Below are 12,387 nucleotides of genomic sequence, written 5' to 3'. Positions count from 1 at the left end.
CGGCGCGCAGCCTAGCAGCGATTTGGGCAAGTCGCGGCGTTTGCCCTACCTGCCCGGTGTATCCCGGTTGACGGCCCGGTAGAGGCACCAGACCATCGTGGGCCGGAACTCCTGCAGGACGGTGAGCCCGGCGCGCTGGACGACGTCGACCGAGCCGATGCAGCCCTCGGTCAGGCCGTCGAGCACCTGGCGCACCGCCAGGGGCTTGGCGTCGACGTAGCGGCGGCCGGCGGCCGGGGCGTAGCGCTCGGCGAAGGCCCCGGTGGCCGGGTGGAGCGCGATGGTGCGCGGGCTCGGGATCCCGGGAAGGGCGGCAAGGCACATCGCCTTGGTCGGCGCCTCCCAGACGGCCGCGAGCTCGACCGCGCCGTGGTGGCGGAAGTGCACGTCTACCCAGAGGTCGGACACTTCGCCGCCGGGGCCGCGGCGCTCCACGAACCCGGCGGCCACCATGGCGTGGCAGTCGCGCGCGAGAGCCTGCTGGACGGCGAGCTCGAAGGTGTCGGCGAGCAGGACCGTCGCGAAGTGGCGGCTGGCCTCGTGGTGGGCGTCGGTTCCCTCCGGGCCCAGGGTGACCACGGCGTCGTGCGGGCCGACGGTGTCGCGCAGGAGTGGGTGAGGGGTCGTCACGATCTGGCCTCCAGGGCCGTGTGAGGACTGTTCGGATGGTCGTCCCGGCGGTGATGAGCTGCACGCCGGACGATCGGATCTACCGTGTCGGAGACGTAACACACAGTTAGGCCTAGCTCTAATATCGGCCTGGTTCAAACCCCTGTCAATAGGGCTAGGACTAACCCGACGACCCGCCCACGCCACCGACCGAAAGAGAGCACCATGGAGACCCCGACCGCCCACTACCGCCAGCTCGCCGACGACCTGCGCGCCGCCATCCTCAGCGGCCGCTACCCGGCCGGCACGGCGCTGCCGAGAATCACCAGCCTCGCCACCCAGTACGGCATCTCCAAGCAGACCGCCCGCCAGGCCATCGCCCTCCTCGAAGCCGAAGGCCTGGTCGAAGTCGTCCGCCGCCGCGGCACGATCGTGCGCGCCCTGCCCCAGCGCCAGAAGCTCTCCCGCGCCCGCCAGGTGCTCCGGGACGAGCGCGGCTACTACTTCGACCCCACCGCCCAGCCCTGGGTCGCCCTGCGCAAGCCCACCATCAGCTGGGCACCCGCACCCCACGACATCGCCTCCCTCCTCGGCGTCGACCCCACAGCCGACGTCCTCCAGCGCGACCGCCTCATGGGCGACCCCGACACCCGCAAGCCCACCCAGCTCGCCACCAGCTACCTGCCGGCCGCCACCGCCCGCGGCACCCGCCTCACCGAAGCCGACACCGGCCCCGGCGGCATCTACGACCGCCTCGAACGCGACCTCGGCCACGGCCCGCTGACCTGGCACGAGACCATCACCTCCCGCATGCCCACCCCCGCCGAAGCCGCCGACCTCCAAGCCCCCAAGGGCACCCCGCTGCTGCGCATCATCCGCACCAGCACCGGCCCGGACGGCACGGTCGTGGAGGTCAACGACACCCGCATGCGGGCCGACGAGTTCGAGATCGGCTACCCGATCACCCGCGACGCCAGCGCCGCCTGGCACGAGCAGAGCCCGGCCGGCCCCGAGCTGTAGGCGGCCGGCCGGGCCGCGCTCCGCGCCCGGCCGCTCGGAAACCCGTGGCGGGTCAGGTTCGAAGCGGCGTCGGCGCTGGTTCAGTCGGCGGGCTGGTGGCGGTTCAGCCAGGCCTGCGGGTCCCGGAGCTCCCGGTTGGTCGGCAGCAGGTCCTCGTCCTTGAGGAGGCGCTCGACCAGGGCGTGCCCGCCGTAGCTGTGGACCGTGGCGATGAACTGCTCGCCGAGGTCGTATGCGCCGGCGATGGGCGACTCGGACTTGAGCCGGGTGAACAGCTCCGTCGGCTCGGGCTCATGGTCCAGTCGCTCGCGGGTGGCGACGCCGCACAGCCGCATGGAGGCCCGGACCTGGACCCAGGCGGCGTGGCCCTCGATGACGGCGAACGGAGCGCGCTGGTCGTCGTGGGGCCGGCGGGCGTTCTTGTCCTGGAGGCTGCAGCGCGGGTAGGCCCAGGCGAGGGCGGGGTTCAGTTCGAACTGGGCGAGGTGGGTCATCTCGTGGGCCAGAACGCAGGTCAGGAACCGGTCGGTGCCGTGGGACTCGGCGTGGGAGGCGGGCATGACCACCAGCTCCGGGCCCTCGGCGCTCCAGATGATCGCTCCCTGCACCATTGGCGCGAACATGGCCGCCATCGGCCGACGCGTGGCCTGGGCCGCCCTGGCCGTCGCCTTGAGCATCGTGCTCTTGACGCGGCCCAGTTCGAGGGAGTCGATGGCCCTGCCGAAGAGGATCCGGTTGTGCTCGATCTGCCCGGCGACGAACTGCTTGGCGGTGGCTATGCGCACGGTGATGTGCGAGGGGAGCGGCAGCTGGGACAGTTCGGTGGCCAGCGGGACCGCGGTCTCCAGCAGCCGTTCGTAGCGGTGCAGGTCGGCGGCGCTGGCATCGGCGTCGTTGTGGATGGTGAACATCGTGGTCCCTCGGTAGGTCAGGTGGTGGTGTCGTCGATCGGGCCCGCAGGTGTCGGGCGGCGGGCGGGGCCGGTGGCGCACGTCAGGCGGCTGGCTCGCCGTCGACCAGGTACACCGGGGCACTCGGGTCGGTGAGGCGCGTCAGGGCGGCCTGGACTCGTGCGGTCCTGATGCCCTTGGGGTCGGTGAAGCAGCGGCCGTCGTCGATCGCGCGGGGGCTGGGGAGCATGAGGGCGGCGATGCGGTCGGCGGGCAGGACGCCGCCATCGAAGACGAACCAGCTGGCCTCCGTCGACAGCTCGCCGGCCGGCGTGTGGTCCACCACGAGCAGCCGCAGGGTGGCGGTGTCGAGGGTCGTGCCGACATCGTGCCTGGCGGCGTCCTGCGCGGCTTCGTGCGGCGCCTGGTCCTTGCGGGCACGCCAGGTCGGGACTTCCCATCCGAGGTCGTCGTCCTCGTTGTCGGTGACCTGGAAGACGTTGCCGGCCGGGTCGCGGATCACGACCTGGGCGTAGCTGCAGCGGCCCGGCGGCAGCAGCGGGTCGATGTCGGAGTGGCACTGGAGCAGCACGTGGTCGGTCCGATCGGTCGTTGGGAAGGCGGTCACCGGCTGGGCGGCAGGAGGCCGATGACGCCGGCCGCCGCGAGGGCCTCGTACAGGGCGAGGTGCTCCCTGTCGGTCATGAGGCGGGAGGGCTGGGGCGGGGCGCCGTCGAGGGGCCGGGGCAGGACGAGACCGGGGGGATGCGGTCGTTGGCTGTGTGGGCGGTGGCGGTGCAGGGGCCTCGGAGCATGAGGATGGTGGTGTCCGGGCGCATGATCGCCTGATGCGCGAGGGAGGGGCCCCAGGGTGCAGGAGCTGCCAGGCAGTTCGGTGGTGGTGACGGCGGGGCGCAGGTCGCTGGTGGTGAGCGGGCCGGCGCCGGGGTCGGTGCGGGTGGAGACGGGCAGGGCGATCCTCATGATCGGCTCTCGTCTCGCTCAGGAGTGACCGGCCCGCTGCGGTGCCAGGGCCGGTGCTGCAGGGGGATCGGCGTGCGCGGCACGGGCGGTGGCCGCGTCGCGTCCGGGGCCTTGGCGGCGTTCTCGCGGGCGGCAGCCAGGTCGAGCCAGCCGGCCGCGAGCTGGGCCCGGCCCTTGTCCACCTCGGCGATGCCCTCCCGCACCACCGCGCTGTCCTGCCGCAGGTCGTGCGCGATGCTGCGCGCCCACTGCGCCTCACGGCCGGCAGCCCGCACCTGGGCTCGGAGCTCGTTGACCTCGACACGGACCGCGCCCGCGCCCTCGGCCGCGCCGTCGGCCAGGTCACTCACCGACCGGGCCTGCTTGGCCGCCGTCCGGCAGGACTCCAGCGCCCGGTCCATCTCGTGCCGCACGGCATCCAACTGGGCCCGGGTGAGCGCGAGTTCGGCCGTGAGACGCTGGAGCTCGGCGCGGGCACCCTGGAACTCGGCACGCTGCGCCGCGGCCTGGGCGAGGGCGTCGGCCCACTGGCGGGCCGCCTCCTCGGCGTCCTGCCGCACATCCGCGTGCTGCTGTCGGTCCAGGCGTGCCAGCTCGCACTCCGGCCTGGTGCAGGGGTGACGGTGTGCCAGCTCGCCCAGAGCGCACAGCATCGCGAGGGCGGCGGGCAAGCGCTTGACGCCGAGGCGCCGATGGACGGCATGTTGCACGCGTACGACGTCGGTGCGGTCCATTCCGACGGCGTCGGCGGCCTCGTGCAGGGTCTGGCCTTCGGCGAGGACGGCGAAGAGCTGGCGCTGGGGGTCGGTCAGCGGGCCGGGGTGGCGGCGGGGTACCTGCGGCGGCAGTAGCCCGGCGCGCGCGGCGATCACGACGAGCTGGCCGTTGGTGCGGGCACCGGTCAGCGCCCGCAGCCGCACCAGGTCCCGCTCCACCGTTCCCGCGCCGCAGCCCAGGCGCTGGGCGGTGGTGCGGGCGTCGCTGCCGGTGGCGGTGAGCACCAGCACGTCGTGCTGGCGCCGGGGCACGGTGATCTGCCAACCGCAGGTGGGGCACGGATCCTCTTCGATCGTGCCCTCCGGGTCGGAGCTCAGGTTGCGGCTCACCGTGCCCTCCGCGTGCAGTCGGGGCAGCAAGCGGTGCTGTCCAGGAGGCCTGCGCCGTGGAGGCGGAAGGCGGCCGCGGGGTTGCCAGTGGTGCCGGTGCGGGCCCGGACCGTCGCGAGGTGGCGGTCGATCGAGTCGGCCGTCAGGCGTTCACGGCCGATGAGGGCCTGACGGTTCGCGCCGTGGGCGTGCGCCTGGAACACAGCCAGGGCCTTGGCCGGCGGCGGCTTGGCGAGCGGGGTTCGCGGTGGGGTGAGGACGCCGGTGCGGCAGGCGGCGTCGACGGCCTGCACCCGGGTGGTTGCCCCCAGGTCGTACTGCAGCCTCGTGAGCTCGGTCCGGACCGTGTGCACGCTCGCGTGCAGGGCGGCGGCGATCCGGCTCGCGTCCAGGTCGTCGGCCAGCATGTCCAGCAGCGTCCGCTGCCGGGCGCTCGGGTCGACACGGTGCCCGCACAACCGGCAGGAGGCGCGCGGCGCGGAAACCGACGCCCCGGCGGCGGCCGGGCGGTGGACGTGTGTGGGCGGGTAGCCGGGCCGGACCGGCCTGTGCGCCTCCGCGGTCAGGGGGGAGATGCTCATACCGAGGCCGCCGTCCTGCAGAACCGGCAGGGCGGCACCGAGGCGTTCAGTAGGCCCGGCACGCCGTGCAGGCGGAAGACCGCCGCCGGATTCCCCTCGGAGCGCGCCCGGTAGCGGATCGCCGACAGGTGCGCGCCCAGGGTCGCCTTCGTGATCCCCCGCCGTACGGCGACCTGCTGAAACGGCTCTCCCTCGGCGATGGCCTGGAAGGAGGCCAGGGGCGAGGGCGGGAGCGGGGCCGTCAGCCGGCCCGGGGGCGGCACGAGCACGCCCGTGCGGCAGGCGACGTCGACGGCCTGCGGCCAGCTCGCGGCCCCCAGGCTGCGCAGCAGCTCCCGCAGGCGGGCGAGCGTCGAGCCGTACGACCAGCGGGCGCGCTGAGCGATCTGGCTGGCGTTCAGGTCGCCGGCCAGCATGGCCAGCGCCTGGCCCTCCCGGCCGCTCAGGACGGCGTAGTGCCCGCACCGGCGCACCGTGGGCTCCTGGACCACCGGAAGCCCCTGAGCCTGCCAGCGGGCCGGAGGGCGCAGCTGGGTGTTCACGGTCACCGCCGCCCCCAGTTCCACGGCCCCTGGTGCGCGCCCCGCAGGCACGCGACCTGATGGGCGGCCTGCTGGCGTAGGTGGACGTCGACGTGGGCGCGCCGGACGGTGTCCATCACCTCGGCGAGCACCACGACGTCGCGCACGACCTGGTAGTCGGGCCAGGCACCGAGGCCGTCGAACGGGCGGCCGTGGGAGGCATACGCCGCGGTGAAGGCCGCCAGGTCGGCCGGGCGCCCCCGCAGCAGCTCGCTGCGCCAGCGCGCCGCAGTGAGGTCCCATTCGCGGTGCCCGCGCCACAGCGGGCGCCGCAGCACGAGCCGGGGGCCGGCCCCGGCGTCGCGGCACTCCACCATCCGGCGCACGCCGAGGACGACCGTGGGCGGCGACGGCCACTCGATGCGCTCCCACTGCTCCCGCAGCTCGGCGGCACGCTCGCGCAGGAACCACCGGCCCGCTTCGTCCAGCAGGGCATCGTCCAGCCCGTCCAGTAGGCCGTCGAACGGGTCGTGGTCCGCCAGCCACGACGCCGAGTCCGGGTGGATACGGTGCACGGCGGCGCTCACCCACGCGCTCACCGGTTCATCGCCGAACCGCCGTCGCCCCGGCGGGTACCAGAACGTCACGCCGAACCCGCTGCAGGCCCGGACCTCGTCGTAGTACGGGGGGACGACCGCCACCCGGTGCCGCTCCAGCAGCCGGGCCGCGCGCAGCAGCACCGACGCGTCCTCCAGGTCGCTGTGGACGAGGGCGAGCGCGTTCGAGGCGGGCAGCCACCATGCGTGCTGCGGGTGCTCGCCGACGAGCTCGGCCCGCCGGGCGTCGTCGCCGGTGATCACACACGCCTGGGTCAGGGCCGCGTAGGTCGCGGCGACGTCCCGTCTGCGGGCCGTGCTGGTGATCTGGGTCAGCGTGCTGGTGCGCGGTCCGACACTCACGGCGCAGTCCTCGGGTACGAAGTCGGTGGGCAAGGTGGTCCGGGACGGCCCCTCCAGCGGATCCGTCCCGGACCGGGTCGGCCCCGCGCCGCGTGGCGCGCGCCGGGTCGGACGACGGGTGCAGCTGCTCCTGGTCAACACCGTCGCCCGGTGTGGGCCGGGGGCCGGGCGCATGGGGGTGTGGCGTCCGGCCCCCGGCCTGCCCGTCCCGTGGGGGGCGGGTGCTTTGGGGGTTGGGGTCCGATGACCCGGCCGCGGGCCGGCCGAGCTGACCCGCAGCCGGTCCCGAACGGGACAAGCGGTCCTCAGGCAGCGCCCCGGCGTCTGCCGGCCACAGCGTCGAGCGCGGCCGCCAGCGCCGCAGGGTCGGACGGCTCCGGGCAGGCCGGCATGTGCGTCCACACGACGGACAGCGTCAGCCACCCCAGCTCCGGAGACGGCACGGCGAGGTGGGAGCCGGTGGACAGCAGCCGCAAGTCCGGGTGCCGCACAACCCAGTCGACGTCGCACCGGGGGGCGATCAGCGCGTACACGAGCCCGGAGCGCTGGTCGTGAAGGACGGGACCCAGCCCGGCCACGTCCGTCCCCTCCAGCAGGACCTCCACGACGGACAGACCCAGCTCCTCGGGCATCCGCAGGGCATCGAACAGGCGGCCGCAGGGCAGCAGCAGCAGCCCGCCCGGCTCGTCGCCCCACCGTACGAGCTGGCGGTGGCGCTCCTCCGGGTCCTCGAAGACCGAGACGAGCCACAGCGCCGGCGAGAGCATGAGCCGCCGTCTGCGCCGGGCGGGGGCCTGGAAGGTGGCGTCGGGAAAGGGCGTCATGGTGGCCTGCCTGAGGGGAGAGTTCGTCGGCCCCTCTACAGTCCCGCTCCCGACCCACCATGGTCACGGGCAGCGGCGACCAAATGTTCCGGACAACCCGTCACCCTGCTGACCTGCCCGGACACCGGTGATCTCGGCACCTACCGGACAAGACGCCGCCCAGGATTCGCGCAGTGTGACCCAGGTGGCGTAGTCGGGTCGCTACGGTGAGGTGGTCAGGCCGCTCCACAACCCCGCTCGGGAGCCACCTATGCCTCCTCACCCCAAACCCGGCTCCAAAGCCGACCGCGACGCCCTGCGTACAGAGCTCCTCGCCACCGGCGCACCCGCGGCGTCGATCGCCTCCGAGATGCGCACCCGCTTCGGATGCCGCCCCCGCGAGGCATGGCGCCACGCCCACGGCTGGACCCTCCAGGAAGCCGCCGACCACTTCAACACCGCCGCCGGGGGCGCCGGCCCCATGACGGACGCCAGCCTCCTCGGAAAGTGGGAGAAGTGGCCCAACCCGTCGGGCCGGCGGGTCACCATGCGGGTGCTCGCCATCCTCGCCGACCTCTACGGCGCCACGATGGAGGACCTGCTCGACCTGGAGGACCGCCGGGCCCTGCCCGAGTCCGACCTCAGGCTTCTGCGCCACCACCCCGTCGACGACCACGCCCCCGCCGTCCCGGCGCCAGCCCTACCCGCCCCCGCAGCGCCGCTCACCGGCCCGGAGCTCATCGACACCGCCGCGAACGAGTCGGCGGCGTGGACCCAATGGGCCGAGGTCACCAACGTCGGCCCGATCTCCCTGGACCAACTCGCCGCAGACACAAGGAAGTTCGCGGGCGACTACCTCGTAGACTCCGACCCGCTGCGCATTTTCATCGAGACCAAACGCACCCTCGACCGCGTCTTCGGGCTCCTCTACGGCCACCAGCACCTCAAGCACCGCCGGAAGCTCTTCACGAGCGCCGGCTACCTGTCCGCCCTGCTCGCCTGGATGACCAGCGACCTCGGGCACCAGCCGCAGGCCGAAACCCACATCCGCGCCGCCATGCTCTGCGCCGACATGGCCGCTGACCCGGGACTGCAGGCATGGACCTGCTCCACCTGGAGCAAGATCGCCTTCTGGGACGGCCAGTACCGCGAGGCCATCCAGCACGCCACCCGCGGCCTCAGCTACCAGGCACCCGGCACCGTCAACATCCTGCTGCACTGCCAGCAGGCGGACGCCTGGGCCGAGGCCGGAGCGCGTAGCGAGGCCCAGGCCGCACTCGGCCAGGCCGAGGAGGCCGCCGCCCTCGAACTCGCCGGTGCGATCCACGACCAGGTCGGCGGACTGCTCAGCTGCGCCCCCGGCCGGCACGCCAACTACGGCGCCGCCGTCCACCTGCGCGGAGGGTCCGCGGACCGGGCCCTCGAACACGCCGACCGCGGACTCACCGCATTGCGCCAGCAGCGCGTCCACGCGCTCGGCACCGAGGCCCAGCTGCACATCACCCGTGCCGGCGCCCGCCTGCTCGCCCGCGAACCCGACGGCGTTCTCGACGCACTCACCCCCGTTCTCGCACTGCCGGCCGAACATCGCACCGCCCCCGTCCGCCAGCGCCTGCGCGACCTCGCCCGCGACACCGCCGCCTCCCCCCTGGGCGACAGCGCCGCCGGCCGGCAGCTGCAGGACGCCGTCGAGACCGCCGTCCGCGAAGCCGCCCGCGCACTCACCACACCGACCGATTGGACCAACAACCATGACTGACACCCCCTCGCACATGGCCGACCACTGGTGGTGGCGGCCCGGCTGGACCACAGGCACCCGCTGGTACACCTGGCACCTCGTGTTCGACGGCGCCGACGACGTTCACCGCCTCGCCGCCGACTACCGCCAAGCCCTGGCCGACGTCCCCGGCATCGACTTGGTCCCCGACCGCTGGTTGCACCTCACGATGCAGGGCCTCGGCTCCACCGCTGAGGTGAGCGAAGCCGACGCCCTCGCGATCGCGTCCGCTGCCGGCAACCGCCTCGCGAACGTCCCGGCCTTCGACCTAGCGCTGGGACCGGCGATTGTCAGTCCTGAGGCCCTGCTCCTCACCGTCACCCCGGCCGAGCCCGTCCACGCCGTCCGTTCGGCCATCCGCGCCGCCATCGCCGACGTCTGGCCGAACGTCCCCGAAGTGGCCGGCGGCTTCCGGCCCCACGTCTCCGTCGCCTACTCCCGCGCCGACGGCCCCGCTCAGCCCGCCGCCGACGCTCTCGCCAGCGTCACCGCCCAGCCCGCCACCACCCGCATCACCTCGGCCGAGCTCATCGTCCTCGGCCGCGACCGGCAGATGTACGAATGGGAGACCGCCGCTCGCGTACCTCTCGGCTGACAGGGTTGCCGAAACGGCCGTTTCGGCAACCGGAGAGAATCGCTGGCACCTCGGGGCCGTCGCGGTCCTGGGCGAGGTCTGGATTGCCACGCACTGGAACCCGGCGGCTATCGACCGGATCTGAGCGTGGACGCCTGCAGCTCCAGGCCGGGAACGGCGGCGGGCGGATGCTGGCGGTGCCGCGACCAATACGGAGCCGCCGTCTCGGCGTCGGCCTGGGGGAGGCAGCGGTGGCAGATCTTCATCGGCCAGCTCGGCACCACCCGCAAGACCGAACGCACCCGGATCCAGGCCGACCACGACCGGGCCATCCGTGTCGTCGCCGCGATCGCCGCCCTCTTCCACGACAACGAAGCGCTCCGGCAGCACCTCCATCAGGGCGCCACAACCGTGGTCACGCCCATCCGCGCTCGCGGGCCCCGGCAAGGCCGATGATCGACTATCGTCTCAGCGGATTCTCAACGGCCCTGCTCGGGGCGTCACTTGAGGGCATCTTGAAACACCTTGCGGTACTCGGCCGTGTGTTCGTGCTCACGCCGGGACCAGGCGATGCGATCCGAGATCTGCTGGTCAGTGGCTTCAACGGCCATGAAGCCGGCCTGCACCTCTGCCCAGAAACGGACATTGCGGGCCTGCCGTTCCAGCATCGCGTCGACCAGCACAGCACGCTCGGGACCAGCCAGGCCATAGGCGTCGGCCAGCACACGCACCTGAGTGGCCTGAACATCCACTGGAGGAGCCCCCGCCTTCGCGGACGAACACCACAGCCAGGACATATATCCGATGTCCTCCAGTGGACTGCCCGGCGCGGCCATGTCGAAATCGATGAAGGCGACGGGCATCTCGTCCTGAAAAACGGCGTTGTTCGGCCCCAGGTCGTGGTGGCACACGACCTGGTGCTGACCGGCAAGATCACTGCCCCGGGTGGCGTCATGCATCGCCCGGGCCAGGGCGCCAGCCGCAGCAACCTGCGTGTCGGTCCACGGCCGGAACTTGGGCGGAACCCAGCCCGGCACATAGCTGAAGGTGTCCCGACCTTCCTCGTCACGACCGAAATATCGAGGGGCGCCCGTGAAACCTCGACGCTCCAGTAGATCAAGCAGGGAGGCGACGAACGGTGAGGCGGCCGAGGCCGGTCGCCGGACCGTGTCACCGATGCGGACGACGCCGGAGGTGATCCGGCCTCCCAGCAGGGGGACGGCCTCGTCATCAGTCTCGGACATGCCACTGGTTCCTTTCCCTCGCCACTGTCCATGATGCGGCAGGCATACCGGGCCGCTGCCCGCGGCAGGCCGCCCACGCGAGATGTTGACCCGCGCCTTGAGCGTTCGCTCCAGCTGTGTCAGGCAGCTTTCGAGACGTGCTGGTCCCCGAGGCTTCGCGAGCACCAGCGCTTCCCAGGTCCAGCGCTTGAATCGTGACCGGCGTCATGTCTCATGAGACACGCTGAGCGCGAAGAGCGCGTGTTCCCGTCGGCGCGGTGGAGCTCGTCGATGATGACGAGGCCCCACGCATCGGCCCCGGCGCGGTGGGCCGCGATCACTTCGTGCAGGCTTTGGTAGGTGCACACGGCGGTGATCCGTCGCCCTGTTGCCTTCAGCGCTGCCAGTTCCCGTGCGTCGCTGAGGATGCGGGCCTGGATCCCGCTGGTGCCGCGGTTGTACTGGTCGAGTACATGCGGGTCGGAGCAGAGCGCGACGACCTCGCCGAGTGCATCGGGGCCGAAGGCCCACAGCCATTGGGTGAGGGTCTGGGCGACCAGTTGCAGTGTGGGTACGGTGATCAGCACGCTGCCCGTGTGCGGGTCGACCAGCTCCTGGGCGATCGCGCCGCCGGTGACGGTCTTCCCGGACCCGCAGGGCATGAGGGTGACCACCCGCGGGTCGTGGGCCAGCATCTTGCACGCCTTCGTGACGGCTTCGTCCTGCTCCGGCCACAGCGTCAGGCCGGCGTACGTGCGTGGATTGGTCAAACCAGCGGGCATGGCAGTCCAGGTGGAGGAGGACGGTTATGGCTGATCACCCTGCGGCGGGATCCAGTCGGCCAGACGGCGGCCGTGGGAGATGCTGAAGGCCGGCCAGCGCTCGTGGGCGGTGGCTACCATGGCCTGGTCAGCACGCCGATCGGTTGCCGACGGCGGTCACGGGCGGCTGAGTCCAGGCACGGCGGCGGGTTCGGCGAGAACGCGCTGGCCGAGGATCGTCAGCGCAGGCTGGGCCGGCTGGGCCGACAGGTAGGCGGCGCCGCAGGCGGTCAGCCGCAGCGCGGTGTCGATCAGCGGGACGTGGCTGAACGCCTGCGGGAAGTTGCCGACCTGGCGCTTGAGCCGCGGGTCCCACTCCTCGGCGAGCAGCCCGAGGTCGTTGCGCAGCGACAGCAGCCTGTCGAACAGGTCCCGGGCCTCCTGCACCCGGCCGATCATGGCGAGGTCGTCGGCCAGCCAGAAGGAGCAGGCCAGGAAGGCCCCTTCGTGGCCGGACAGCCCGTCCACGTTGTTGCCGGACTCGTCGTGGGTCGGGTAGCGCAGCACGAAGCCGTCCTC

General features: G+C 72.7%; 16 protein-coding genes. 4 read left to right on the top strand and 12 right to left on the bottom strand.

The window, feature by feature from the left end; genetic code table 11:
• Positions 1-45 precede the first annotated feature (45 nt).
• Positions 46-630, bottom strand: a complete 585-nt coding sequence (locus tag ABTY61_RS32325) for a type 2 periplasmic-binding domain-containing protein (RefSeq protein ID WP_350508687.1) — start codon at positions 628-630, stop codon at positions 46-48.
• Positions 631-834: 204 nt separating this feature from the next.
• On the opposite strand from ABTY61_RS32325, the gene ABTY61_RS32320 reads away from it, so the two are divergent.
• A complete protein-coding gene (locus tag ABTY61_RS32320; RefSeq protein ID WP_350508686.1) occupies positions 835-1,629 on the top strand; it encodes a GntR family transcriptional regulator in 795 nt (264 codons plus the stop codon).
• Between the two features lie 80 nt (positions 1,630-1,709).
• Here the strand turns inward: ABTY61_RS32320 and ABTY61_RS32315 are convergent, their stop codons facing one another.
• From ABTY61_RS32315 to ABTY61_RS32280, 8 genes are all read right to left on the bottom strand, one after another.
• Positions 1,710-2,540: a zinc-dependent metalloprotease gene (locus ABTY61_RS32315; protein WP_350508685.1), complete on the bottom strand. Its 831-nt coding sequence runs from the start codon at positions 2,538-2,540 to the stop codon at positions 1,710-1,712.
• An 82-nt stretch (positions 2,541-2,622) separates the two neighbouring features.
• A complete protein-coding gene (locus tag ABTY61_RS32310; protein ID WP_350508684.1) occupies positions 2,623-3,147 on the bottom strand; it encodes an NUDIX hydrolase in 525 nt (174 codons plus the stop codon).
• On the bottom strand, positions 3,144-3,503 hold the full coding sequence (locus ABTY61_RS32305; protein WP_350508683.1) for a hypothetical protein: 360 nt from the start codon (positions 3,501-3,503) through the stop codon (positions 3,144-3,146). The genes ABTY61_RS32310 and ABTY61_RS32305 overlap by 4 nt, the downstream gene beginning before the upstream one ends.
• A complete protein-coding gene (locus tag ABTY61_RS32300) occupies positions 3,500-4,609 on the bottom strand; it encodes a helix-turn-helix domain-containing protein (RefSeq protein ID WP_350508682.1) in 1,110 nt (369 codons plus the stop codon). The genes ABTY61_RS32305 and ABTY61_RS32300 overlap by 4 nt, the downstream gene beginning before the upstream one ends.
• On the bottom strand, positions 4,606-5,190 hold the full coding sequence (locus ABTY61_RS32295) for a LuxR C-terminal-related transcriptional regulator (protein WP_350508681.1): 585 nt from the start codon (positions 5,188-5,190) through the stop codon (positions 4,606-4,608). Before ABTY61_RS32295 ends, ABTY61_RS32300 begins: the two co-directional genes overlap by 4 nt.
• Complete coding sequence (locus ABTY61_RS32290; RefSeq protein ID WP_350508680.1) at positions 5,187-5,738, bottom strand: hypothetical protein; 552 nt, start codon at positions 5,736-5,738, stop codon at positions 5,187-5,189. The genes ABTY61_RS32295 and ABTY61_RS32290 overlap by 4 nt, the downstream gene beginning before the upstream one ends.
• A complete protein-coding gene (locus tag ABTY61_RS32285) occupies positions 5,735-6,670 on the bottom strand; it encodes a hypothetical protein (RefSeq protein ID WP_350508679.1) in 936 nt (311 codons plus the stop codon). Before ABTY61_RS32285 ends, ABTY61_RS32290 begins: the two co-directional genes overlap by 4 nt.
• Before the next feature lie 305 nt (positions 6,671-6,975).
• On the bottom strand, positions 6,976-7,494 hold the full coding sequence (locus ABTY61_RS32280; RefSeq protein WP_350508678.1) for a hypothetical protein: 519 nt from the start codon (positions 7,492-7,494) through the stop codon (positions 6,976-6,978).
• Positions 7,495-7,744: 250 nt separating this feature from the next.
• Here ABTY61_RS32280 and ABTY61_RS32275 point away from each other — a divergent pair, with 250 nt between their 5' ends.
• The 3 genes from ABTY61_RS32275 to ABTY61_RS32265 all read left to right on the top strand — a co-directional run bounded on the left by ABTY61_RS32275 (position 7,745) and on the right by ABTY61_RS32265 (position 10,280).
• The gene (locus tag ABTY61_RS32275) at positions 7,745-9,232 is read left to right on the top strand and encodes an NsdA family TPR-like regulatory protein (protein ID WP_350508677.1); all 1,488 of its coding nucleotides are present in this window, start codon (positions 7,745-7,747) and stop codon (positions 9,230-9,232) included.
• Positions 9,225-9,845, top strand: a complete 621-nt coding sequence (locus ABTY61_RS32270) for a 2'-5' RNA ligase family protein (protein WP_350508676.1) — start codon at positions 9,225-9,227, stop codon at positions 9,843-9,845. Before ABTY61_RS32275 ends, ABTY61_RS32270 begins: the two co-directional genes overlap by 8 nt.
• Positions 9,846-9,971: 126 nt before the next feature.
• Complete coding sequence (locus ABTY61_RS32265; protein WP_350508675.1) at positions 9,972-10,280, top strand: hypothetical protein; 309 nt, start codon at positions 9,972-9,974, stop codon at positions 10,278-10,280.
• A 44-nt stretch (positions 10,281-10,324) separates the two neighbouring features.
• Here the strand turns inward: ABTY61_RS32265 and ABTY61_RS32260 are convergent, their stop codons facing one another.
• The 3 genes from ABTY61_RS32260 to ABTY61_RS32250 all read right to left on the bottom strand — a co-directional run.
• Positions 10,325-11,068 carry an aminoglycoside phosphotransferase family protein gene (locus ABTY61_RS32260; RefSeq protein ID WP_350508674.1) on the bottom strand — a complete coding sequence of 248 codons (744 nt, stop codon included), beginning with the start codon at positions 11,066-11,068 and terminating at the stop codon, positions 10,325-10,327.
• Positions 11,069-11,187: 119 nt separating this feature from the next.
• Positions 11,188-11,817, bottom strand: coding sequence for a DEAD/DEAH box helicase family protein (locus ABTY61_RS32255; RefSeq protein WP_350508673.1), 630 nt, complete (start codon positions 11,815-11,817; stop codon positions 11,188-11,190).
• 168 nt (positions 11,818-11,985) lie between these two features.
• On the bottom strand, positions 11,986-12,387 hold a 402-nt coding region (locus ABTY61_RS32250), incomplete at its 5' end, for a glycoside hydrolase family 15 protein (protein ID WP_350508672.1).

Source organism: Kitasatospora sp. NPDC096128 (assembly GCF_040303105.1).
GTDB lineage: Bacteria > Actinomycetota > Actinomycetes > Streptomycetales > Streptomycetaceae > Kitasatospora.
The sequence above is the reverse complement of the archived record's forward strand: the minus strand, read 5'-3'. Positions and strand labels throughout refer to the sequence as shown.

Bases quoted from the DNA above. Each gene is read 5' to 3' on its own strand.
- ABTY61_RS32275 (WP_350508677.1), top strand. From the start codon at position 7,745: ATGCCTCCTCACCCCAAACCCGGCTCCAAAGCCGACCGCGACGCCCTG.
- ABTY61_RS32295 (WP_350508681.1), bottom strand. From the start codon at position 5,190: ATGAGCATCTCCCCCCTGACCGCGGAGGCGCACAGGCCGGTCCGGCCC.
- ABTY61_RS32280 (WP_350508678.1), bottom strand. From the start codon at position 7,494: ATGACGCCCTTTCCCGACGCCACCTTCCAGGCCCCCGCCCGGCGCAGA.
- ABTY61_RS32305 (WP_350508683.1), bottom strand. From the start codon at position 3,503: ATGAGGATCGCCCTGCCCGTCTCCACCCGCACCGACCCCGGCGCCGGC.
- ABTY61_RS32315 (WP_350508685.1), bottom strand. From the start codon at position 2,540: ATGTTCACCATCCACAACGACGCCGATGCCAGCGCCGCCGACCTGCAC.
- ABTY61_RS32270 (WP_350508676.1), top strand. From the start codon at position 9,225: ATGACTGACACCCCCTCGCACATGGCCGACCACTGGTGGTGGCGGCCC.
- ABTY61_RS32320 (WP_350508686.1), top strand. From the start codon at position 835: ATGGAGACCCCGACCGCCCACTACCGCCAGCTCGCCGACGACCTGCGC.
- ABTY61_RS32260 (WP_350508674.1), bottom strand. From the start codon at position 11,068: ATGTCCGAGACTGATGACGAGGCCGTCCCCCTGCTGGGAGGCCGGATC.